The following is a 22,604-nucleotide window of genomic DNA, read 5'->3' as shown; positions in this document are numbered from 1 at the left end:
AGAGGGAGGTTAGTCCTTCTCGTCAAAAGTGACGATTGCGATTTCGCCTTGGGTCGCTCCCTGCCAAGCCGAGAGATGTGGCTCCTCGTCCGGAGCGCCCTCCATCTCGCCGATCTGATCGAGTTCGGCCTCCGCGTAACCCTCCTGGGCAAGAGCCTCGAGGGCGAGACGCACGGCGGTGTCATCGTCCGGCGCCGTCAGGAGCACATGGACGCCTTCGCTGGCCTTTCCCTGTTCGCGCCAGACGCGCCCGGTGATGATTGTGACGGGCGGGCTTTCGTTATCGTTCATTTGAAGTGCTCCGGTTCTGCTCGCCGTCGCGGGCTGCTCACGAGAGCATTTATGGCGAGAGAGGAGCGGGGCAAGGGAGGCGGCTCAGTGATGCCGCCACGGCTTAAATGGAAAAACTGGTCCCGCAGCCGCAGGAAGCCACGGCGTTCGGGTTCTTGATCTGAAAGGATTGCCCAATCAGATCGTCAACGAAATCGATGACCGAGCCGCCCATATAGACCAGGGAAAGCTCGTCGATGAAGACCATGGCCCCGTCTCTTTCAATAACGACATCGTCCTCATTGCGGTCGGCCACGAGTTCGAACTTGTAGGAAAAGCCGGAGCAGCCGCCGCCTTCGACAGAAACGCGCAGCGCCTTCTTGTCCGCTTCCGCCGCGAGGATCCTGACAATCCGCTTCGCAGCGGCATCGGTCAGTTCGACACCCTTCATTTCCGTCTTGGCATCGATGCCCATGGGTTCACCTTGCTTTCGTCGATACCAGATAGGTATGAACGGGGGAGCGGCGAGTCAACATGCTGAGCAATGGCAGGCCAGGCAAATCTTGAAGGCATTGGTTTCGGCTACAGGCCCCGGGCGGCCTATGCCTGTGATCCCGCGCGTTCGCGCGGCCGCTTCTGTCCGGAACCCGAGAGCCCGACACGGACCCCGTTCCAGCGCGACCGCGACCGCATCATTCATTCCACGGCCTTCCGGCGGCTGAAGCATAAGACACAGGTCTTCATCGCGCACGAAGGCGACCATTACCGCACGAGGCTCACCCACTCGATCGAGGTGGCGCAGATCGCCCGCGCTCTGGCACGCGCGCTGCGCTGCGACGAGGATCTCGCTGAAGCTATCGCCCTCGTGCACGATTTCGGCCACACACCCTTCGGCCATACAGGCGAGGATGCGTTGAATGAAAAAATGGCACCCTGGGGCGGCTTCGACCACAACGCTCAATCGCTTCGGATCGTGACGAGACTGGAACGGCGTTATGCCGAGTTCGATGGGCTCAATCTTACCTGGGAAACGCTCGAAGGATTGGTCAAGCACAACGGTCCGCTGACGGACTCGACGGGCGGTGGCCTACAAGGGCCGGTGCCTCCCGCGATCCTTAGTTACTCGCAGCTGCATGATCTGGAGTTGAACCGCTTTGCGAGCGTAGAGGCACAATGCGCTGCAATTGCTGATGATATTGCCTATAATGCACACGATATCGATGACGGATTGCGGGCCGGTCTGCTGACGCTCGACATGCTGCGGGACGTGACATTGCCGGGCCGCATCCTGCGGACAGTCGGCGAGCTCTATCCACACCTTGATCCGGTGCGTACGGGGCATGAACTGATGCGGCGGCAGATCACCATCATGGTGGAAGACGTGATCACAACCGCCAAGAAAAACGTCGAGGAAGTGAAACCGGCCTCCGTCGAGGACGTGCATGATGCCGGTCGCCCGATCGTTACCTTTTCAGAGTCGATGGCGTCGGAGGAGAAGGAGCTGAAGGGGTTTCTCTATCGCAATCTCTATCGCCATCCATCCGTCGTTGCCGTGCGGCGCGTAGCCGACCGCATCGTCCGCGATCTCTTCGATGTCTATTTCGCCGATCCGCGCCAGATGCCGGAGGGTTGGCGCGAGGGTCTGGATTGCGCGGAAGAACGCATCAAGGCACGCGATGTGGCGGATTTCCTTGCCGGCATGACGGACACCTACGCGCTCAAGGAATACGAGCGGCTATTTGACCACACTCCGGATTTGCGTTAGGCGCAGGCGATTGGGCTTGTGGCCATGTGCCGCCAGCAGCGAAATCAATCCAGGACCGGGTCCATGAACATTTTCGCCGATTTCTCCGATCGGGTTATCGATGCCGTAAAGACGCTGGGGTTGAAGCCGAAGGATGGTGGAGATCTCGATCTCTCTCGCGTTGCGGTCGAGCCGCCCCGCGATCCCAGCCATGGCGACATTGCGACCAACGCTGCAATGGTGCTGTCGAAGGCGGTCGGCGAAAACCCGCGCACGCTTGGTGAGAGACTTGCGGCAGTGCTCGGCGGGGACCCGGACGTGGCCGAGGCAAGCGTGGCAGGTCCGGGGTTTGTCAATCTCCGGCTGAGCGATGCCTTCTGGCAGGCCCGCTTGGGTGAGATGCTGGTGCTCGCCGGTGACTATGGCCGTTCCGAAATGGGCAAGGGCCACAAGATCAACGTCGAATATGTCTCGGCCAATCCAACCGGGCCCATGCATGTCGGCCATTGCCGCGGCGCGGTCGTGGGGGATGCGCTCGCCAACCTTTTGGCTTTTGCAGGCTATGACGTTACCCGGGAATATTACATCAACGATGCTGGCGCGCAGATTGACGTGCTCGGCCGCTCGGTGCTGATGCGCTATCGCGAAGCGTTGGGCGAAAACATCGGCCAGATCCCGGAAGGTCTATATCCCGGCGATTATCTGGAGCCGGTCGGCAAGGCGTTAGCCGACGAATACGGCACCAAACTCCTGGAAATGCCGGCGCCCGAGGCACTGAAGATCGCCAAGGACACGGCGATCGACGCCATGATGGCCATGATCCGCGACGACCTCGCGGCACTCAACGTGCATCATGACGTGTTCTTCTCCGAGCGCTCGCTGCATGCAGCCAACGGAGCAGCGATCCGCTCGGCGATCAACGATCTGACGCTCAAGGGCCATGTCTACAAGGGCAAGCTGCCGCCACCAAAAGGGCAGGTCGCAGAGGACTGGGAAGACCGGGAGCAAACCCTTTTCCGGTCCACCGAAGTGGGTGATGACATTGACCGGCCGCTGATCAAGTCGGACGGCACGTTCACCTATTTCGCGGCCGACGTGGCCTATATGAAGGATAAATACGCCCGCAAGTTCGAGCACCTGATCTATGTGCTCGGCGCCGATCATGGCGGCTATGTAAAGCGGCTGGAAGCGCTGGCGCGTGCAATCTCTGACGGGAAATTGCATTTGACCGTGTTGCTGTGCCAACTCGTGAAACTCTTCCGCAACGGCGAACCGGTTCGCATGTCCAAGCGGGCAGGGGAGTTCGTGACGCTGCGCGATGTCATCGACGAGGTTGGCCGCGATGCCGTCCGCTTCATGATGCTCTACCGCAAAAGCGATGCCCCGCTCGACTTCGATTTTGCCAAAGTCACGGAGCAGTCCAAAGACAATCCCGTTTTCTATGTCCAGTATGCATCCGCGCGCTGCCATTCGGTATTCCGCCAGGCATCCGAGCAATTGGGTGTGGAGAAATTCGACCGGGCGGTGATGCGCAAAGCCTTATTCCGACTGGATGATCCGGGCGAAATCGCCTTGATTCGCAAGCTCGCGGAGTATCCGAGATTGATCGAGAGCGCGGCACAGGCGCTGGAGCCGCACAGGCTCGCTTTCTACTTGTATGATCTTGCCAGCCAATTTCATGTGCAATGGAATCGTGGTACAGAGACAGACCGCTTACGATTTGTTAAAGTTAACGACCCAGAGTTGACGTATGCCAGGCTGGGTCTGGTACAGGCTGTTTGTGATGTCGTGAGGTCGGGTCTAGCGCTCGTGGGAGCAGATGCCCCGGAGGAGATGCGATAGTCGCAAGCAACTGTCACCATTTGCCCACATTGCCTTGGTAGGTCAATTAGAGCAAGACGTCGCCGGCGTCCGACCGAGTGTGGGAAGATGGCTGAAAGTTTTTTCAAGACGAATCCGGAAGCGAACGACCTGCAGCAGGACGATCCTTTCGCTGAACTCACGCGTATCATGGGGCACGACCCCAGATCCAATGTTTCGCTTCGGCCAAGAACCCCGGAGGTTGCTGAAGGACTCGCGCTCGATCTCGAAAACGAGTTGATGGGCGATCTTGATCAGGACGAACCAGGCGAAAACCACGTCCAAACGGGCGCGATCGGAGCGGATCTGGCCGACTGGCGCTATTCCCTCGCGGAAGCTGCGGGGGGTGACGCGGATTTCGAACGTTCGCTTGATGCATTGCTCGACGGTACATTGGATGAGCAGGCAAGCGGCGAGCATCCTTCCTTCGATCAGGACACACAATCAGCCGGTTACTCGAGCGTCCCCAATCCGGGCGAGCAGGAGCGGTCATTCCGCAGCGATGACGGGGGGCAGGAGCCGAATTCCGCGGAAGAGAGCCTGCCGTTCGAATATGCCAGGGCGGCGGCTGAGCGCCCCCAATTCCTGTCTGGTGCGACCATCGAACCGGCGCGAGAGACGGGCTTCTCGCCTTACACGACCGCCTGGAGCGCTTCTTCGTCTTGGGACGATCAACAGGCCGCTGAGGAGCCTGCGCCAGCCGCGGACCACTGGGCCGCGGATTCGGCAGACTCGTATGATGACGAACCCCAGGACAGATGGAATCACGCCGAGTCTCATCGGCAGGATTTCGGCGGCGAGAGCTATAACAGCAGTTCGGTTTCCTATAGCAATTATCATCAGCCGGAGATCGAGACCATCGAGGTCGCCGAGACAGCAGTAGCCGTCGCTGCCCCCCTCGATATTCCGGAAGTGCCCTATCGGGAAGAGGTAAAGCCGACCTCCGATCTCGACGAGATCGAGGAAATCCTGGCCGGTGCGTTCGGTGAAATGGCCGAACAGCCGGAGCCGCAGGTGGAAGTCGCGCAGCAGCCGCAGGAAGAGCAGCACTCGGATCGTTTCATTGACGACGAATTCCTGATGGCCGGCATTGCTGCGGGGATAGGAACGACCGCTGCATTGGCGCGGGAAGCACCCGATTCTATCCAGGAGTGGAGCAGCCGTTACGATGATCCCGCGCAGCTTACGCCCATGCCTGGCGTTCAGCCGCCGGCGGCGTCCAGCCGCCTTCGACTGAATCCTCGGCTGCTCATGTCGGCGGCGGTGATTGGCGGTGTTGCGATTCTCGGCGGCGTTGCATTCTTTGCATTTTCCTCGGGTGGCACGGGCGAGCCTGTTCTGCTTTCTGCGGATAATTCTCCCATCAAGGTTCGGCCGGAAAATCCCGGCGGCGTGCAGATACCGAACCAGGAGAACCCGGTCTATAAGCGGGTCGCCGGCGAACAGACGGACGCTCCATCCGAGCAGCCCCGGCTCGTTTCGGCAACGGAAGAGCCATTAGCACTTCCGCTTCCGGACGATGGAGAGTTTGACGATTCAAACGCGTCGGTCGAAGACACGGCCCCCACGACTACGGCATCCGCCACCCCGAATTCGGCGGATACGGACCGGGCCGCTGCTGCACCGGGCGGTTCCGAAGAGCGTCTGACGAACACAGGGATGGAAAATCCGGTCGAGAAGGAACTCGTAGCAGTCACGCCACGGCGCGTGCGTACGCTTGTTGTCCGTCCTGACGGCAGCATGGTACCGGCCGAGCTGCCGCAGGTCGCTCAGGCGGAGCCCGCAACCATGGCGACAGATGCCATCGCTTCGGCTTCGGCCGCCGCTGCTGACCAGCCTGCGCGTGCAGAAGCTCGTGACGACACTCCAGCGGTTCCGCGGACAGGCCCAATTCCGCCGTCGCGGCCGGGCAATATAACGCCCGAGCAACCCCAACAGGTGGCAGCCTTGACGCCCCAGCCCCAACAGCCAGCGGCCCAGCCAGCCGCGGAGGCACCGCAGCCTCAGCAGGTTGCGGCTCTGCAGAACGAGCCGGCGGCGAATGCTTCCGAGTGGTCGGTGCAGATTGCCTCTCAGCCTAGCGTCGAAGATGCCCAGAAGTCCTATCAACAGCTCGCGCAAAGATATGGCAATGTGCTGCAAGGCAAGGGCGTCAACATCGTGAAGGCCGACATCGAAGGGAAGGGCACCTACTACCGGGTACGCATTCCGTCCTCGTCCAAGGAATCGGCGATCGAGCTTTGCTCGCAGCTCAAATCCGCTGGCGGCACCTGTTTCGTCTCGAAATAGCCGCAGCGCCAGATGTGAGGCCGCCGCGAGCAATCGCGGCGGTCTTTTTTTTATTGCCTGGGCGCGTGTTGTAATTCAGGGCCCAGGCTTTTGATGATCTCGGTCATGAGATCGTGAAGGTCGTCCCGGTGTCCGTTGCGTGCGGATGGCTGGTCTTCGGCCGAGGTCATGACCACCGTGAGATCGAGACTGGGCACCACATAGATCATCTGGCCGCCATAGCCCCATGCATAATTGACCCGGTGGCCGGCCATATCCTCGATGAACCAGCCATAACCATATCGGCCATCGTGAAATACCGAGCGCGTGCGCGGTTCCCAGGAGGCCTCGATCCATTCTTGTGATATCACCTGCTGGTCCCCTACCTTGCCGCCGTTACGGTATAGCTCGCCAAAAGCCAGCATGGATTTAGGCGACATCGCCATCTGGTTCCCGCCAAGATAGATGCCCTGAGGATCCCGTTCCCAGCCGCCGATCGCAAAGTCCTCCAAGGGCTCGAACCATTCCCGTGCCAGCGCCAGCGTTGAGCGGCCGCTCTCCCGCGTCAGGATCGCCGACAGGAGATGTGTATTGCCAGTGGAATAGAGCATTCCGGCGCCGGGATCGTCTACAAAGGGTTGGGACAGAGCGGTTCGGACCCAGTCACGACTCAACACCCAGCGTCCATAATTGGGTCCAGAGGTACGTTCCAGGCCAGCCTGCATCGACAGAAGGTGGCCGATTGTTATCTCGTTCAGTCGCGGGTCGGGATCGTTCGGCAGCTTATCGCTGAGCAGCGGCGCGATCTTCTGGTCGGGTCCCTCGAGTATCCCTTTATCGATCGCGATCCCGACAAGGGCTGAGATGATCGATTTCGAGGCCGACTTGATGTTGGTCTGCTCGGCGGTCGTGTGCCCGCGAAAGCCTTCCTCGATGAGGATTTCGCCGTTTTGCGACACGATCAACGTCTCAAGCGGTTCAAGCTCCGCCGCCCGCTGAAGAATTTCCTTGATAGACGTATCGATCACGGCAGGCTCGGAGGGCTGAACCATTTGGGCGAGCGCCGAGACGGCAGGCAGGACCTGAGGGAGCGATAGGAGGGCGATTATGAGAATCTCTTTCATGGCCAGCTAAAATAGCCGCAGTCTTGGCAATCCCAAGATCTGCCATTCCGAAAGTTCGCGGCGTGACACCGAAAGTCCGGTTTAACTGCATTCCGCGATGTCTTGGCGGCCGGATCGGGGTAATCTCCAGCTTATGAGCGAATCAAAAGCAATGATTCTCGGTGCCGCCGGAACACGGCTCACCGCTGAAGAGAAGGCCTTCTACCGCGCCGAGCGCCCATGGGGCTTTATCCTGTTTGCCCGAAATGTGGCTGAGAGCCCTCAGCTCCAGGATCTGGTGGCCGAGATGCGCGAAAGTGTCGGACGGCCAGAAGCTCCGGTCTTCATCGATCAGGAGGGTGGCCGTGTGCAAAGGCTGAGACCCCCTATTGCTCCCAATTACCCCAATGCCGCAGCGCTGGGCGCGCTCTATGACGTAAGCCGGGAAAGGGGCGTCAGAGCGGCATGGCTCATGTCGCGGCTGCATGCCTTCGATCTAGCCCGGTACGGGATCACGGTGGATTGCCTGCCGGTGCTGGACGTGCCTACGGCCGGTGCGCATGACGTGATCGGAAACCGGGCCTATGGCCGGGACCCCGAGACGGTAGCGGCACTGGGCCGTGCGGCGGCAGAGGGTTTGCTGGCAGGCGGGGTGCTCCCGGTCATGAAGCACATTCCAGGGCACGGCCGGGCAGGGGTGGACAGCCACCACACGCTGCCGCGGGTCGATGCCGCGCTCGACGAATTGCGCGCAAGGGACTTTGTGCCATTCAAAGCACTTGCAGACCTCACTATGGCGATGACGGCACATGTCGTCTATGAGGCGATCGATCCCCAACATCCTTCGACCACATCGGCCCGTGTGATATCCGAAATCATTCGAGGCGAGATCGGCTTCGACGGGCTTCTCATGAGCGACGACGTCTCCATGAAGGCGCTTTCTGGGGATTTCTCTGCCCGCGCACAAGCAATCCTTGCCGCGGGCTGCGATCTTGTCCTTCATTGCAATGGGGTGATGGAAGAAATGCGTGCCGTCGCCCAGAGCGTGCCGGAATTGCAGGGCAGATCTGCTGAGCGTGCCGAAAAGGCGCTTGCTGGCCGCCCCGAACCGGACGGCATGGACGAGGCCGAGGCACGCGCGGAATTCGGCTCGTATTTCGAAGCGATTGTCTGAACAAGGAACAGCGGTTGGCGGAACAGGGACAGGCGGCAGGAAAGGCGGGAAAGCCCATCCCCATGGACAAGCTGTGGGCGGAGGAGAGCTCCGAGCACGGGGTCTCGGAGCCGGTTCTTGCCGTGGACGTCGAAGGTTTCGAGGGCCCGCTCGATCTACTCCTTCACTTGGCCCGCAACCAGAAGGTTGACCTCGCCCGCATTTCAGTCCTCGCGCTTGCCGAGCAATATCTCCAGTTCATCGAGCGCGTGCGGCAGATGAGGCTTGAGCTTGCCGCCGACTATCTCGTGATGGCAGCTTGGCTTGCTTATCTAAAATCCCGGCTTTTGATCCCGAAGCAGCGGGCCGATGGAGAGCCTAGCGGCGAGGAGATGGCAGCTCTCTTGCAATTCCGCTTAAAGCGGCTCGAGGCGATCCGGGACGCTGCTGCGCGCCTTGTCAATCGAAACCGGCTCGGGCGCGACGTCTTTGCGCGTGGCATGCCCGAACATGTCGTGGTGGAGAAAAAGAGCACCTATACCGCCACACTTTACGATCTGCTCACTGCCTATGCGAGCCAGCGTCAAAGGCGAGCGATTACGAATGTGCAGATCGCCAAGCGCGGGGTGTGGTCGCTCAAGCAGGCACGCGATGTCCTGACGCGGCTCGTGGGCGAACTTCCGGACTGGACGGCTCTCGATCGCTTTCTCGTCCAGTATCTCACCCGGCCCGAGGAACGGGCGACGGCGATTGCGAGCACCTTTGCCGCCTCACTCGAGCTTGTTCGCGAAGGAACCCTGGAGATCAGGCAACAGGAGCCCTTTGCTCCGATCTATATGCGGCGCGGTACGAAACGCCCTGAGACGGCAGAGACAACTTCATGACCGAATCTTCAAACGTCATTCCCTTCGTCGCAGAGGATGAGCGCACATCTTCTGTGGAGCGACCCGGTCCGTCGAGCATGGCCTTCGCCGAGGTCAAGCGCATGGCGGAAGCTCTTGTTTTCGCAAGTGCAACTCCGGTCTCATCCAAGATGCTTTCTGATCGATTGCCCGATGGCGTAGACATCCGCGCGGTTATGGAAGATCTCAGGAAAGACTACGAGAAGCGCGGGGTTAATCTCGTCCGCGTGGAGGAATCCTGGGCCTTTCGTACGGCGGGCGACCTTGCCTTCCTGATGAGCCGCGATGCCGTACAACAGAGAAAGCTTTCGCGCGCTGCCTTGGAAATGCTGGCCGTGATTGCCTACCACCAGCCGGTTACGCGGGCCGAGATTGAGGAAATCCGGGGAGTTGAGACCTCCAAGGGGACGCTCGATCTTCTGCTTGAAACAGGCTGGGTGAGAATGCGGGGCCGCCGGCGCACACCTGGACGACCGGTAACCTATGGCACGACGACGGAGTTCCTGGACCATTTTGGACTGGAAGAGCTACGCGACCTGCCGGGCATCGAGGAGCTCAAGGGAGCAGGCCTCCTTTCTTCCCGGATGCCATCCAATTTCTCCGTGCCGCAGCCGCCAGCCGATCCCGAGACACTGACGGACGACGAAGACCCGCTGACGGATATCGACCTCGAAGAACTCGGCCTGTTGACACCGCGCGTCGAGGGTGATTGACCACAGGCATTGCCATGCGTCTACAGAGGACGCAGCAAGTGATAGAACCACGCGTCGCACGTGCGAAGCCGATCTCGATTTTCGAGCCGACGCTGCAGCCTTAGGCTACCCGGGCAACGGGGAAGATGAGAACGTCATAGATGAGCGAAACCTTGGAAAAGCCCGCGCGGGTGACCGCTGGCGTAACCTTTGCCGCACGACTCGCCTTTGATTCCATTAGCCACCGCTTTGCCGCGGGCCAAACGATTCTCGACCAGGTATCGCTCGTGGCCGAACCGGGCGAGGTGCTTTGTCTGCTCGGTCCCTCGGGATCAGGCAAAACAACGCTTTTGCGGATCGCAGCCGGTATAGAGGCCCAGACATCCGGCCGCATTCTCTTGAACGATCGCGAGATCGCCGGTCCCGACCTATTTCTTCCGCCGGAGCGGCGCTCGATCGGCCTCGTCTTCCAGGATTTCGCGCTCTTTCCCCATCTTAGCATTTTGGACAATGTCCGCTTTGGGCTGACGGCGCTCTCGCGCGAGGAGGCCAAACGGGAAGCCATGATCGCGCTCGCCCGCGTGGGGCTCGAAGGTTATGCTTCCGCTTATCCGCATCTCCTCTCGGGCGGCGAGCAGCAGCGGGTGGCCCTCGCCAGGGCCCTTGCGCCGCGCCCCACGGTTCTTTTGATGGACGAGCCCTTTTCCGGCCTCGATTCCCGGCTAAAGGACACGGTGAGGGCGGAGACGCTTTCGATTTTGCGGCAAAGCCGAGCAACGGCGATTGTCGTCACGCACGATGCCGAGGAAGCCATGCGGATGGGTGACCGCATAGCCCTTCTGAAAGGCGGCCGGCTCATACAGGTGGGAACGGCGGAAGAACTTTACCTCAGGCCAGTGGACCTTTTCGCGGCCGGTTTCTTCTCCGAGCTCAATCTGTTCGATTGCCGGGTACAAAATGGACGCGCCGATACCCCGGTCGGCCAATTTGCCGCACCCGGCCGAAAAGACGGCGAGGCGGTCACGGTCGCGATCCGGCTCTCGGGCTTCGATGTGGCGGAGAAGGGCGGTGGGGTGGAAGCCAGAGTGATTTCCCGCCGTTTTCTGGGCGTTGTTGAGCTCCTGGAGCTCGCTGTTCCGGGGGCGGAGGAGCATGTCAGGGCGCGTGTGCGTGCGGGACAGCTTTCTCCGGGCATCCGTGACATCTGGATGAATGTTCGTCCCAGTGACGTACTAGTGTTTGAAACACGGCGTAAAAGCGCATAAATCAGGTAACGAACTCTAACGCGTAAAGAGATCTATCATGGGTTCCTTTTCGATTTGGCACTGGCTCATCGTGCTCGTGGTGGTGCTGCTTCTGTTCGGCCGCGGCAAGATCCCCGAGTTGATGGGCGACATGGCCAAGGGCATCAAGAATTTCCGCAAGGGAATGAGTGACGAGGCCGAAGAAACCAAAACGGTGGAGCACCGCGCCGATGAGCCGGTGGGCGACGTGAAGCAGAAGGCCACGAAGTCCTAAGCCTCTTCGCAGTTCTTTGGAAGATTGGCGATGCTTGAGCTCGGCTGGTCCGAAATACTTGTCATTGCGATCGTGCTGATCGTAGTCGTTGGGCCGAAGGATCTGCCTCGCGTTCTGCGCAGCTTCGGCCGTACGACGGCGAAGATGCGTGCGATGGCAGGGGATTTCCGGCGTCAGTTCGACGAAGCCCTGCGCGAAGCTGAGCTCGAGGACGTCAAGAATCTCGTCGATGACGTGAAGAAGCTCGACCCTCGAGCGGAGATCAGAAAGCACCTGTCTCCGCTGGAGGAGGCCGGCCGCGAAATCCGCAGTGGCCTCAGCGAGGCTGCCAAGCCAAAGCCGGTAGCCCCGAGCACGCCTGCGGCCGAACCGTTGAAGAACGGCGCGACAGTTCCGGTTCCACCGGGCCCTGACGGGCCACCCGCCGCGACATCAGCCGCGAGCGTCTCCGAGGCGAAGATCGCGGCGGCAACCGAGCCAAGTCAGCCTGCGGAACCGCCGGCGAGGCCAAAGGCTCCGAAGGCACGATCCGCCTCCACCAGGAAGACGCCGGTCAAGCAGGTATCTGCGCCGGTCAAGAAGCCATCTCCGCGCAAGAAAAAGACGACAGGAACTGCTCAGTGAGTGCAGGGCAAGACGAGGACGAGGTGGAAAAATCCTCGGCGCCGCTGATCGAACATCTCATCGAATTGCGGTCGCGGTTGATCTGGGCGATTGGCGCTTTCTTTATCGCCTTTCTCGTCTGTTTCTTCTTCGCCCGCGAGATTTTCAACCTCCTGGTGATCCCCTTCCAATGGGCGACGCGCTGGGCCGGGCTGAACTCCGAGCAGGTCGACCTCATCTACACGGCCCCGCAGGAGTTCTTCTTCACGCAGATCAAGCTCGCCATGTTCGGAGGATTGGTGCTTGCCTTCCCCATGATCGCCACGCAGATCTACAAGTTCGTGGCGCCGGGCCTTTACCGCAATGAAAGGCGGGCGTTCCTGCCGTTCCTGATCGCCTCGCCGATTCTTTTTCTCCTCGGCGCAGCGCTCGTTTATTTCTTCTTCACGCCGATGGTGATGTGGTTCTTCCTGTCCATGCAGCAGGTGGGACCGGACAACGAGATTCAGATATCGCTGCTGCCGCGCGTTTCCGAATATCTCGGCCTCATCATGACGCTGATCCTGTCCTTCGGACTGGTTTTCCAGTTGCCGGTGGTGACAACGCTGCTGGCGAGGGTCGGTCTGCTTTCTTCGCAAGCGCTTGCGAACAAGCGCAAGGTGGCCATCGTCGCCGCCTTTGTGGTTGCAGCAGTCCTGACGCCGCCTGATCCCGTAAGCCAGATCGGTCTTGCGCTTCCAACCATCCTTCTCTACGAGGTCTCCATCTGGAGCGCCCGGATGGTGGAGCGCAAACGCGAGGAAGAGAGGCTGGCAGCCGAAGCCGCGCAAGCGGCGGAAGACGACGCGTCGGCCCCAGCGGATGCGGGAACGAGCGCGGGCTCGGCCTGATCTCCTCGGCTTGAATCTCCTCCGGGTGGTCCGAAGGCCCTGATTCACACCCGGATATTGATCATGCTCGACATCAGATGGATTCGCGAGAACAATGAAGCGCTCGTGCTCGCACTCACAAGGCGGGGACAGGAAGAAAGCGAGGCGCGATCCACGGTCAAGACGCTGATCGCCGCGGACGAGACCCGTCGCATCCACCTCACGAAGCTTCAGGAAGCTCAGGAGCGCCGTAACGCCGCATCCAAGGAGATCGGCCGCGCGATGGCGGCCGGCGACAAGGAGACGGCCGAGCGGCTGAAGACCGAGGTTGCCGAGCTCAAAGGCTTCATCCAGGATGGTGAGGCACAGGAGCGGGAGCTCGACAACAGGTTCCGAGATCTTCTCGCACGGATTCCGAATATTCCTCGCGACGACGTTCCGGTTGGCCCCGACGAGAGCGGCAATGTGGAGATCCGCAGAGTAGGGGAGCCACGCCAGCCCAACTGGGCGAAGGAGCATTTCGAGCTCGGCGAGGCGCTCGGCCTCATGGATTTCGAGAGAGCGGCCAAGCTTTCCGGCGCTCGTTTCACGGTGCTTTCCGGACAACTTGCTCGCCTGGACCGTGCGCTTGGCCAATTCATGATCGACCTGCACACGAGTGAGCACGGCTATACCGAGGTGCAGCCGCCCTTGCTGGTGAGAAGCGATGCCATGTTCGGCACAGGCAACCTGCCGAAATTTGCGGACGATCTTTTCTATGCTCATTCGACCGACGGCCTGCGTGACGTGATGTCCGCGGCGCTGGCGCAGGTCCCCGATCCGCTTCATCCCGAATTCAAGACTGCGCTGACGGCGGCGATGCAATCCGAAGGACGCTGGCTTGTGCCTACGGCTGAGGTTCCGCTTACCAATCTCGTGCGCGAGGAAATCGTCGATGGCGAAAAACTCCCGCTGCGCTTCACGGCGCTGACCCCTTGCTTCCGCTCGGAGGCCGGTTCAGCGGGGCGAGACACGCGCGGAATGCTGCGCCAGCACCAGTTCTATAAGGTGGAGTTGGTATCCATTACCGATGCAGAGAGCTCGCTTGAGGAACATGAACGCATGACGGCTTGCGCGGAGGAGGTTCTGAAGCGGCTTGGGTTGCCATTCCGCACGGTCGTCCTTTGCACAGGCGATATGGGGTTTGGTTCTCAGAAGACCTACGACATCGAGGTCTGGCTGCCCGGCCAGAAGACCTATCGCGAGATTTCCTCCTGCTCGGTCTGCGGCGACTTCCAGGCAAGGCGCATGAATGCACGCTACCGCTCCACTGGAGAAAAACAGCCGCGCTTCGTCCACACCTTGAACGGCTCAGGCGTGGCGGTCGGCCGGGCTCTTATCGCGGTAATGGAAAATTACCAGAACGAGGATGGAAGCATTAGTATTCCGGAAATCCTGCAGCCCTATATGGGAGGATTGAAGAAGATCGAAGCCGCGAGGGGCTGACGTGCGGATCCTCCTCACGAATGACGACGGCGTGCATGCCGAGGGCCTTGCCGTCCTGGAGCGGATAGCCAGGACATTGTCGGACGATGTTTGGGTCGTCGCCCCGGAAACCGATCAGTCCGGTTTTGCGCATTCGCTGTCGCTTTCCGAGCCGCTGCGCATGCGCAGGATCGATGACCGGCATTTTGCGCTGCGCGGCACGCCGACGGACTGCGTGATCATGGCCGTCCGAAAGGTGATGGATCGCCTGCCGGACCTCATCCTTTCAGGCGTGAACAGCGGCACCAATGTCGCCGATGACGTGACTTATTCAGGGACCGTCGCAGGCGCCATGGAGGGCACGCTGCTCGGCATCCGCTCCATCGCTCTCAGCCAGGGCTATTCATTCGCCGATGACATGCGAACGGTCCATTGGGACACGGCCGAATCGCTCGGGCCTGCTCTTCTAAAGAAGCTCGTCAGCACCGAGCTTCCGCAAGGCGTCTTTCTCAACGTCAACTTCCCGCGCTGTGCACCGGACATGGTGAAGGGAACGCGGGTCACCTCGCAGGGCAGGCTCGTTCACGGGCTTTCCGTGGACGAACGCCGCGACGGGCGGGGCTTTCCCTATTACTGGCTCCGTTTCGGGCGACAGGAAGCGGAGATTAGGGAGGGAACAGACCAGGCGGCCATCCGCGACGGCTATATTTCCGTCACTCCGCTCCATCTCGACCTTACAGCGCATGAAATGCGCGATCGGCTGGCAAAGGCCCTCGCATGACGGCAGGCGAGGGGGAGCGCGAAGGGTTCGCCGCCTTCATGCTGCGTATGCGCGCGCGCGGCATCGATTCCAAAGACCTATTTACCGCCATGGAAGCCATCCCGCGCAGCACTTTCGTGCCGGCCGAATGGAAGAAATGGGTCTGGTCCAACAGAACCCTCCCGATCGAGTGCGGGGAATCCTTCGAGCCCTGCGACCTGCAGGGGGCCGTCCTCAATGCGCTGGATTTGAAGCCTGGCGTCCGCGTGCTCGAAATCGGAACTGGCTCCGGCTACACGTCGGCGATCATGGCACGGCTCGCCGACCGAGTTTTGACGCTGGATCGCTATAAGACGCTTTGCGAGCAGGCGCGCCAGCGCCACGAAGCTTTTGGTCTTTCCAACATCATCGTGAAACAGGCGGACGGCACCGAGGGCGCGGCCGACGGCCCCTTTGATCGAATCGTGGTTTGGGCGGCCTTCGAGGAGCTTCCCAGGCGGTTTGTGGACTTTCTCGCCAGCGGCGGCGTCATGGTTGCCCCACTGGGACCAGGCGATGATGTGCAGATAATGACCAGGTTCACTAAGATCGGCAGCAGATTCGAGCGCGTTGATCTGGAGCCTGTGAGACTACAGCCGCTGATCAAGGGCGTAGCGCAGGCCCTTTGACCAGGTCCGGCGAAATACTGGCTTGAAATTTCCGAGGCTTAACTGCCCGGTAAGATTAACGCGCTTTAATCGGACTGGGTCAACGGGAATGCGCGGATAGCCTTATGCCAATGGGAATCATGCCACAGTACAAGACGTCGCTGGCCAGGGGTGCGGCGATACTCTTGATAGGATCTCTGGCAGCGGGATGCAGCGTTGCAAACCTAACCGACGGTCTTACGACGAACTCGACCGCCGCCCCTGTCGCGGTCGCTCGGTCGAATCAGCCTTATCCGGGTGACGTACGCATCATCAGGCCGAAGGCCGAGGTGGGCGGGGGCGGCATCCTCCAGTCCTCTTCCGCCGCCACTTCGCTTCCGCCGCCGGCTGCTCCGACCTACAGCGCCGCTACCTATTCGGCGCCCGCGTCTTCAGCTGCAATATCGTCTGCGCCGCTTCCGCCGCCCGGTGGTGGTGCTCAGCAGGCAAGCGCTCCAACCGTAGCGACGCCCGCAGAGCAGCCGCGGCAGGTGGCAATGGTGCCCCAGGCGCCTAGGGCGCAGGAGCCGAGCCGCCCATCGGGAGCTGCATCTGGTGGTAGTTATGTCGTGGCGTCAGGCGACACGCTCTACGGAATCGCGCGCAAAACCGGCGCCAGTGTGAGCGCGCTGAAAGAGGCGAACGGGCTGGCAGATGGCTCGATCAGAATCGGTCAGAAGCTGGTCGTCCCGGGCGGGACAACCATGGCCGCCGCCGCTTCGCCCGCAGCCAAGCCGGAACAGGTGAAAGCCGTCAGCGCACCCGCTGTCAAAGTGGTTGAAGCCCCCAAGCCCGCGCCAGAACCGGTAGTGGTGGCATCGGCTCCGAAGCTAGAAGTGACCGAGGAGCCGAAGGTCGTCGCCTATACTCCGCCGACCGAATCGAAGCCGAAGGCCGTAGAAGCCGTGGAGCAGACCCAGGTTGCGGCTCTGCCCCCCGAAGCGACCGGGGTGGGTCGTCTTCGCTGGCCAGCACAAGGCCGCGTGATCAGCAATTTCGGCAGCAGCGGCGGCCGGAAAAGTGATGGTATCGACATTGCTGTTCCTGAAGGAACTTCTGTACACGCCGCCGAGAATGGTGTCGTCATTTATGCCGGCGACGGCCTGAAAGGCTTCGGCAACACGGTCCTTGTACGCCATGAGGACGGCCTGGTTACCGTCTACGGCCATGCTTCGCAACTGAAGGTGAAGCGTGGCGACCAAGTGAAGCGCGGTCAGGAGATCGCACTGTCCGGCATGACCGGCGACGCAGACCGGCCCAAACTGCACTTCGAAGTGCGTAAGGGAACCAGCCCCGTCGATCCGATGTCCTATCTGAGGTGAGGGCGGTCCACCGGACCGCCGTTCACACCTTCAGGGTCTGGCCAAGACGGCCTGCGAGATCCTGGATGAATTGCCATGCCACGCGCCCAGACCGGCTTCCGCGCGTGGTGGCCCATTCAAGCGCTTCCGCCCGCAGCCTTTCTGCTTCGATCGGCAGATCGTGATAGCGCGCATAGCCCTCGATCATTTCAAGATATTCGTCTTGAGAGCATTTGTGGAAACCGAGCCACAAGCCGAATCGATCCGATAGCGACACCTTCTCTTCCACCGCTTCCGACGGATTGATCGCCGTCGATCGCTCATTCTCGATCATGTCACGCGGCAGCAGATGTCGTCGATTCGATGTTGCGTAGAGAATGACATTGTCCGGTCTTCCCTCGACGCCGCCTTCCAGCGCGGCTTTCAGTGATTTGTAGGAAGTGTCGTCATGATCGAACGAGAGGTCGTCGCAGAAGAGTATGAAGCGATACGGAGCCTCCCTGAGGAGGAGCATCAGTTTTGGCAGGCTCTCGACATCCTCGCGATGGATTTCCACAAGCTTGAGTCGGCCTTCGCCATCCGGCTGGCTCCGATTGATCTCCGCGTGGGCGGCCTTGACGAGCGAGGACTTCCCCATGCCGCGCGAACCCCACAGAAGGGCATTGTTGGCAGGCAAACCCGCCGCGAAACGGCGTGTATTGTCGAGCAGGATGTCGCGTACGCGGTCGACGCCCCTGATAAGGGTGATATCGACCCGATTGACGCGCGGAACGGGAAGAAGCGTTCCCGTTTCTGCTTGCCAGACAAAGCAATCCGCCTCAGCAAAATGCGGCTCTGGCGCTAAAGGCGGGGAAAGCCGGGAAACCGCCTCGATCAACCGGTCCAGCTTCTGGTTCAACGCTTCCAAAGTATTATCAGTCATGTGATCACCCCTGGTGATACCGTACCGTACGGTACGGTTCTTCCATAAGGAGGCAAGCGTTGCAAGCCGGGGAGGGGCCAAAGGTACGCTCTTCTTCTAAGACGTGCGCAACCGCGGCAAGCGGTTGCAAACAGAGGCCGAACATCTATATTCCGCGCAGTTTTCTTTCGGGCTGGCGCTCAGCCTCTGCATCTCAGGAGTGGTTCATGTTTGTGACACCGGCATATGCCCAGGCAGCGGCGGGAGCACCGGATATGTTGGTCAGCATCCTGCCTTTTGTGCTGATCTTTGTTATCATGTATTTTCTCATTATCCGGCCGCAGCGCCAGCAGATGAAAAAGCGCGCGGAGATGCTCGCCAATGTGCGGCGCGGAGACACGGTCGTTACGGGTGGCGGGCTCGTCGGCAAGGTGACCAAGGTCATCAACGATAACGAGCTGGAGATCGACCTCGGCGGAGCAAAGGTCACGGCACTGCGTTCCATGCTGGCCGATGTGCGCGTGAAGGGTGAACCGGCGGCAACCGACAAGACCGCTAAATAGCCCGCAAGAAGCGGGATACCGGGCGCGGCCTTAGGGGAAGGGCCGCCCCCAACGACAAGAGATAACATGCTACATTTCTCGCGCTGGCAGTCCTTCTTCATCTGGCTTGTCGTGGCTTTGGGTTTTGCCTACGCCGCGCCGAACGTGATGCCGCAATCATGGCTGAACTCGCTACCGAGCTGGGCGCCGACACGCCCGATGACGCTCGGTCTCGACCTGCAGGGCGGTTCACATATCCTCCTCCAGATCGATCGAAATCAGCTCGTCAATGAGCGTTTGGCAAGCACGCGCGACGACGTGCGTAGATTGCTGCGCGACAAGCGGATCGGCTACACGGGCCTTTCTTCCTCCGGCCATTTCGTGCAGGTTCGCGTCCGCGATGCGGCTGATGTGGAATCTGCAAAGCAGGCTTTGGCCGAGTTGCTTCAGCCGGTCGCAGGCGGCCTCCTCGGCACGAGCGCCATTCAGGAAGTGGAGATGACGGAGCCGGAGCCTGGGCTGCTGCGGCTGACCCTTACGGACGCCGGCATCCAATATCGTCTCTCCAGCGCACTTACCCAGTCGATCGAGGTGGTGAGTCGCCGCGTGAATGAACTCGGCACCACCGAGCCTATTATCCAGCGCCAGGGAGACGATCGTATTCTCGTTCAGGTGCCGGGCTTGCAGGATCCGCAACGCCTGAAGGATATCCTCGGCACCACGGCCAAGCTCACCTTCCAGATGGTCGATCAGTCTGTGCCGGTGCAGGAGGCGATCCAGGGACGCCCGCCGGCAGGCACCACCGTTATGTATTCGCGGGACAATCCGCCTGTTCCTTACCTGATCGAGGATCGCGTCATAGTCTCCGGTGAAAACCTGGTGGATGCCCAGACGAGCTTCGACCAGCTCACCAACGAACCGGTCGTGACCTTCCGCTTCGATACGAGGGGAGCGACCCGGTTTGGGCAGGCTACGCAGCAGAATGTCGGACGACTCTTCGCAATCATCCTGGACGGGCATGTCATCTCGGCGCCCCAGATCCGCGAACCGATTCTGGGGGGCACAGGCCAGATCTCGGGAAGCTTCACCGTACAGAGTGCGAACGACCTTGCGGTCCTTCTGCGCGCAGGCGCATTGCCCGCCGATCTCAACATCGTTGAGGAACGGACGGTTGGGCCCGGCCTGGGACAAGACTCTATCGACGCCGGAAAGATGGCCGCAATCATTGGCTCCATCTTAGTCGTCGTCTTCATGTTCGCCGCTTACGGGTTCCTGGGATTCATAGCGAATATCGCGCTGATAGCGAACGTGGTGCTGATTATCGCCATACTGTCAGTGCTTGGGGCGACGCTGACGCTGCCCGGCATCGCCGGTATCGTGCTCACGGTAGGCATGGCGGTCGATTCCAACGTGCTGATCTACGAGCGCATTCGCGAGGAGCGACGACAGGGGCGCTCGCTGGTCCAAGCCCTCGATCAGGGCTTCCAAAAAGCTTTGGCGACGATCATCGATTCCAACATCACGACCTTGATCGCGGCCGTCGTGCTCTTCTTCCTCGGCTCTGGCCCGGTGCGCGGCTTCGCCGTGACACTGGCGATCGGCATCATCACCACCGTCTTCACGGCGTTCACGCTGACGCGCTGGCTGACGGCAGAATGGCTTCGCCGCAGCCGCCCGAAGGAGCTGCCCCGCGGCTATATCCGCCTCGTGCCGGAAGTAACCCGCATCCCCTTCATGCGGGTGCGGCTGCAGGCCTTTGCCCTATCGCTTTCGCTTTCTGTCGCCTCGGTAGTGCTCCTCTTCACCGTGGGACCCAATTTTGGGATCGACTTCACGGGTGGCACGATCATTGAAGTCCGTGCAAAATCCGGCGAAGCGGATACGGGCGACATACGTCAGCGGCTTTCGCAAGCAGGTATTGGCGAAGCGCAGGTGCAGGGCTTCGGCAACCCGAGCGACGCATTGATCCGGCTTGGCATCGCCCCGGACACCGGTGCGGAATCCGGCGACAGCATCGTGCGGGAAGCGAGGGCGGCCCTCGAAGCAGATTACGATATAAGGCGCACCGAGGTGGTCGGTCCGACCGTTTCCGGTGAGTTGGTGTGGACTGCAATCATGGGTGTGCTCGCAGCGTTGGGCGGCATCCTGATATATGTCTGGGTCCGATTTGAGTGGCACTTCGCATTGGGGGCGATTGCTTCCACAATCAATGACGTGCTCCTGACACTCGGTTTCCTTGTCGTCACGCAACTCCAGTTTGACCTCTCGACAGTGGCGGCAATCCTTACCATCGTGGGCTACTCACTGAACGACACGGTGGTCATCTATGACCGCGTCCGGGAGAATCTGAGGCGTTACAAGAAGATGCCCTTGGGCCAGCTCCTGGACCTGTCGGACAACGAGATGCTGTCGCGCACGACCATGACGTCGATCACGACCATCCTCGCGCTGCTTTCGCTGTTCGTATTCGGCGGAGAGGTCATCCGTTCCTTCGTGGCTTCGATGCTCTTCGGCGTTGTGATCGGAACCTTCTCCTCGATCTTCGTGGCTGCTCCGATCCTTATCCTGTTCAGGCTCCGCCCCACTACTGGACCGGTTGTTGAGGTAGAAGCCGGGGGAAGCGATACGGCAGGACAAGTTCCGACGCGCTGATGACGAGCGGATTGCAGATACGCGCGGCCCATTATCCGGGCCGCGCTCCAATAGATGCCTACGGCAATGGCGGTTTTCGCTTTGCCGACATGTCTCATCGCGGGTCGCTGCTTTGCCTGCCGTCGGGCATTTACGGGTGGTCTGCCGACAATGTGTCCTCGGTGAGCATGGATGATTTCAAGCGAGCTGCAGAAGAAGCCGCTGATATCCAGATCCTGCTCGTCGGAACGGGCGCGACCCTCAAGCCGCTGCCCGGAGAGCTCCGCGCGCAGCTGAAGGAGGCGGGCCTGGCCGTGGAGATCATGTCGACGGGCGCGGCAGTGCGTACTTTCAACGTGCTGCTGGCTGAAGATAGGGCGGTAGCGGCAGCCCTGATTGCCGTCGAATAAAATGTCGCCGGCCGAAACCGAGGCGGCCGCGCTTGTCCGCCAGGCCGATTCAGACCGCTACCTCGCCGCCCTCTACGCACCGGCGGAGAAACGGGGAGCTCTTCTTGCCCTTTATGCCTTCAACGCGGAGATCGCCGCGATTCGCGATCGCATAAGCCAGCCCCTTCCCGGCGAGATACGCCTGCAGTGGTGGCGTGACGTGCTCGGCAATGCACAGAGCACGACGGCCGCAGCAGGCCATCCCATCGCGATCGCGCTACTCGATGCTATCCGCGACCACCGGCTTCCGGTCGAAACATTCCGGAACATGATCGAGGCGCGAATCTTCGATCTTTATGACGATCCGATGCCAACGCGCACAGACCTTGAAGGATATTGCGGCGAGACAGCCTCGGCACTGATCCAGCTGTCGGCGCTTGTCCTGGACCCGAAGGACGCGAGCGGCACCGCAGCCTTGGCCGGCCATGCCGGGTGTGCACAGGCGATTGTGGGACTCCTCAGGCTGTTGCCTCTCCACCGCCGCCGAGGACAATGTTATATCCCGCTCGACCTGCTGCGCGCGGCAGGAGCCTCGCGTGAGGACCTCATCTCCGGGGAGGATCGTGCCGGTGCTGCGCGAGCTGTGGCCGCCATGGTTGCACTTGGGCGCGAACATCTGAATGCATTCATGCGCGGGGCAGGGGAATTGCCTGCATCCCTTCGTCCCGCTTACCTGCCGCTCGCACTGACCGATGCTTATTTCAAACGGATCGAGGTCGGAGCAGTGGATCCGCTTGAGGAAAGCGTGCGCCTTTCGGCCCTGCGTAAGCATTGGCTGCTGTTAAGATACGCAATGCGCGGTTGGTGACCTCGTTTTCTACAACCTTGCGCCCGCGGACCCGCAAAGGCCGAAATTCGGCCTCGGTTTTGTTGCTCGTTCAGCCGTTT

22 protein-coding genes are annotated in these 22,604 nt (G+C 60.8%); 18 read left to right on the top strand and 4 right to left on the bottom strand.

The window, feature by feature from the left end; all coding sequences use genetic code 11:
* Positions 1-9: 9 nt before the first annotated feature.
* Both CHEJ32_RS0118995 and erpA read right to left on the bottom strand, forming a co-directional pair.
* Positions 10-291: a hypothetical protein gene (locus CHEJ32_RS0118995; protein WP_028035207.1), complete on the bottom strand. Its 282-nt coding sequence runs from the start codon at positions 289-291 to the stop codon at positions 10-12.
* 103 nt (positions 292-394) lie between these two features.
* Complete coding sequence (erpA, locus tag CHEJ32_RS0118990; protein ID WP_028035206.1) at positions 395-745, bottom strand: iron-sulfur cluster insertion protein ErpA; 351 nt, start codon at positions 743-745, stop codon at positions 395-397.
* A gap of 69 nt (positions 746-814) precedes the next feature.
* Between erpA and CHEJ32_RS0118985 the strand changes: the two genes are divergently transcribed.
* The 3 genes from CHEJ32_RS0118985 (at position 815) to CHEJ32_RS0118975 (ending at position 6,163) form a co-directional block, all read left to right on the top strand.
* A complete protein-coding gene (locus CHEJ32_RS0118985) occupies positions 815-2,035 on the top strand; it encodes a deoxyguanosinetriphosphate triphosphohydrolase (RefSeq protein ID WP_028035205.1) in 1,221 nt (406 codons plus the stop codon).
* Between the two features lie 63 nt (positions 2,036-2,098).
* Positions 2,099-3,856, top strand: coding sequence for an arginine--tRNA ligase (gene argS, locus CHEJ32_RS0118980; RefSeq protein ID WP_028035204.1), 1,758 nt, complete (start codon positions 2,099-2,101; stop codon positions 3,854-3,856).
* A gap of 87 nt (positions 3,857-3,943) precedes the next feature.
* Complete coding sequence (locus CHEJ32_RS0118975; protein ID WP_028035203.1) at positions 3,944-6,163, top strand: SPOR domain-containing protein; 2,220 nt, start codon at positions 3,944-3,946, stop codon at positions 6,161-6,163.
* Positions 6,164-6,213: 50 nt separating this feature from the next.
* On the opposite strand, the gene CHEJ32_RS0118970 is transcribed toward CHEJ32_RS0118975, so the two are convergent.
* Positions 6,214-7,266, bottom strand: coding sequence for a serine hydrolase (locus CHEJ32_RS0118970; protein WP_028035202.1), 1,053 nt, complete (start codon positions 7,264-7,266; stop codon positions 6,214-6,216).
* Between the two features lie 133 nt (positions 7,267-7,399).
* On the opposite strand from CHEJ32_RS0118970, the gene nagZ reads away from it, so the two are divergent.
* From nagZ to CHEJ32_RS28090, 11 genes are all read left to right on the top strand, one after another.
* A complete protein-coding gene (gene nagZ / locus CHEJ32_RS0118965) occupies positions 7,400-8,419 on the top strand; it encodes a beta-N-acetylhexosaminidase (RefSeq protein ID WP_028035201.1) in 1,020 nt (339 codons plus the stop codon).
* A gap of 62 nt (positions 8,420-8,481) precedes the next feature.
* Complete coding sequence (locus tag CHEJ32_RS0118960; protein ID WP_028035200.1) at positions 8,482-9,282, top strand: ScpA family protein; 801 nt, start codon at positions 8,482-8,484, stop codon at positions 9,280-9,282.
* The gene (gene scpB, locus CHEJ32_RS0118955) at positions 9,279-10,013 is read left to right on the top strand and encodes an SMC-Scp complex subunit ScpB (protein WP_028035199.1); all 735 of its coding nucleotides are present in this window, start codon (positions 9,279-9,281) and stop codon (positions 10,011-10,013) included. The genes CHEJ32_RS0118960 and scpB overlap by 4 nt, the downstream gene beginning before the upstream one ends.
* A 140-nt stretch (positions 10,014-10,153) precedes the next feature.
* Positions 10,154-11,257, top strand: coding sequence for an ABC transporter ATP-binding protein (locus tag CHEJ32_RS0118950; protein WP_028035198.1), 1,104 nt, complete (start codon positions 10,154-10,156; stop codon positions 11,255-11,257).
* Positions 11,258-11,294: 37 nt separating this feature from the next.
* A complete protein-coding gene (locus tag CHEJ32_RS0118945; protein WP_028035197.1) occupies positions 11,295-11,510 on the top strand; it encodes a twin-arginine translocase TatA/TatE family subunit in 216 nt (71 codons plus the stop codon).
* A 30-nt stretch (positions 11,511-11,540) separates the two neighbouring features.
* The gene (tatB, locus tag CHEJ32_RS0118940; protein ID WP_028035196.1) at positions 11,541-12,134 is read left to right on the top strand and encodes a Sec-independent protein translocase protein TatB; all 594 of its coding nucleotides are present in this window, start codon (positions 11,541-11,543) and stop codon (positions 12,132-12,134) included.
* Positions 12,131-13,003: a twin-arginine translocase subunit TatC gene (gene tatC, locus CHEJ32_RS0118935; RefSeq protein ID WP_028035195.1), complete on the top strand. Its 873-nt coding sequence runs from the start codon at positions 12,131-12,133 to the stop codon at positions 13,001-13,003. Before tatB ends, tatC begins: the two co-directional genes overlap by 4 nt.
* 63 nt (positions 13,004-13,066) lie before the next feature.
* Positions 13,067-14,467: a serine--tRNA ligase gene (gene serS / locus CHEJ32_RS0118930; RefSeq protein ID WP_028035194.1), complete on the top strand. Its 1,401-nt coding sequence runs from the start codon at positions 13,067-13,069 to the stop codon at positions 14,465-14,467.
* Between the two features lies 1 nt (position 14,468).
* Positions 14,469-15,227: a 5'/3'-nucleotidase SurE gene (gene surE, locus CHEJ32_RS0118925; protein WP_028035193.1), complete on the top strand. Its 759-nt coding sequence runs from the start codon at positions 14,469-14,471 to the stop codon at positions 15,225-15,227.
* Positions 15,224-15,874 carry a protein-L-isoaspartate(D-aspartate) O-methyltransferase gene (locus CHEJ32_RS0118920; RefSeq protein ID WP_028035192.1) on the top strand — a complete coding sequence of 217 codons (651 nt, stop codon included), beginning with the start codon at positions 15,224-15,226 and terminating at the stop codon, positions 15,872-15,874. Before surE ends, CHEJ32_RS0118920 begins: the two co-directional genes overlap by 4 nt.
* A gap of 587 nt (positions 15,875-16,461) precedes the next feature.
* Complete coding sequence (locus CHEJ32_RS28090) at positions 16,462-17,214, top strand: M23 family metallopeptidase (protein ID WP_051469762.1); 753 nt, start codon at positions 16,462-16,464, stop codon at positions 17,212-17,214.
* A 22-nt stretch (positions 17,215-17,236) separates the two neighbouring features.
* On the opposite strand, the gene CHEJ32_RS0118910 is transcribed toward CHEJ32_RS28090, so the two are convergent.
* Positions 17,237-18,115, bottom strand: coding sequence for an ATP-binding protein (locus CHEJ32_RS0118910; protein ID WP_028035190.1), 879 nt, complete (start codon positions 18,113-18,115; stop codon positions 17,237-17,239).
* Positions 18,116-18,321: 206 nt separating this feature from the next.
* Between CHEJ32_RS0118910 and yajC the strand changes: the two genes are divergently transcribed.
* The 4 genes from yajC (at position 18,322) to CHEJ32_RS0118890 (ending at position 22,524) form a co-directional block, all read left to right on the top strand.
* Complete coding sequence (yajC, locus tag CHEJ32_RS0118905; protein ID WP_028035189.1) at positions 18,322-18,657, top strand: preprotein translocase subunit YajC; 336 nt, start codon at positions 18,322-18,324, stop codon at positions 18,655-18,657.
* 66 nt (positions 18,658-18,723) lie between these two features.
* Entirely contained in the window at positions 18,724-21,288 is a 2,565-nt protein-coding gene (secDF, locus tag CHEJ32_RS0118900) for a protein translocase subunit SecDF (RefSeq protein ID WP_028035188.1), read from the top strand.
* The gene (locus CHEJ32_RS0118895) at positions 21,288-21,677 is read left to right on the top strand and encodes an Mth938-like domain-containing protein (protein WP_028035187.1); all 390 of its coding nucleotides are present in this window, start codon (positions 21,288-21,290) and stop codon (positions 21,675-21,677) included. Before secDF ends, CHEJ32_RS0118895 begins: the two co-directional genes overlap by 1 nt.
* 1 nt (position 21,678) lies before the next feature.
* Positions 21,679-22,524, top strand: coding sequence for a phytoene/squalene synthase family protein (locus CHEJ32_RS0118890; protein ID WP_028035186.1), 846 nt, complete (start codon positions 21,679-21,681; stop codon positions 22,522-22,524).
* The last annotated feature ends 80 nt before the right edge of the window (positions 22,525-22,604 follow it).

This window comes from Chelativorans sp. J32 (genome assembly GCF_000518985.1).
Lineage (GTDB): Bacteria > Pseudomonadota > Alphaproteobacteria > Rhizobiales > Rhizobiaceae > Chelativorans.
The sequence above is the reverse complement of the archived record's forward strand: the minus strand, read 5'-3'. Positions and strand labels throughout refer to the sequence as shown.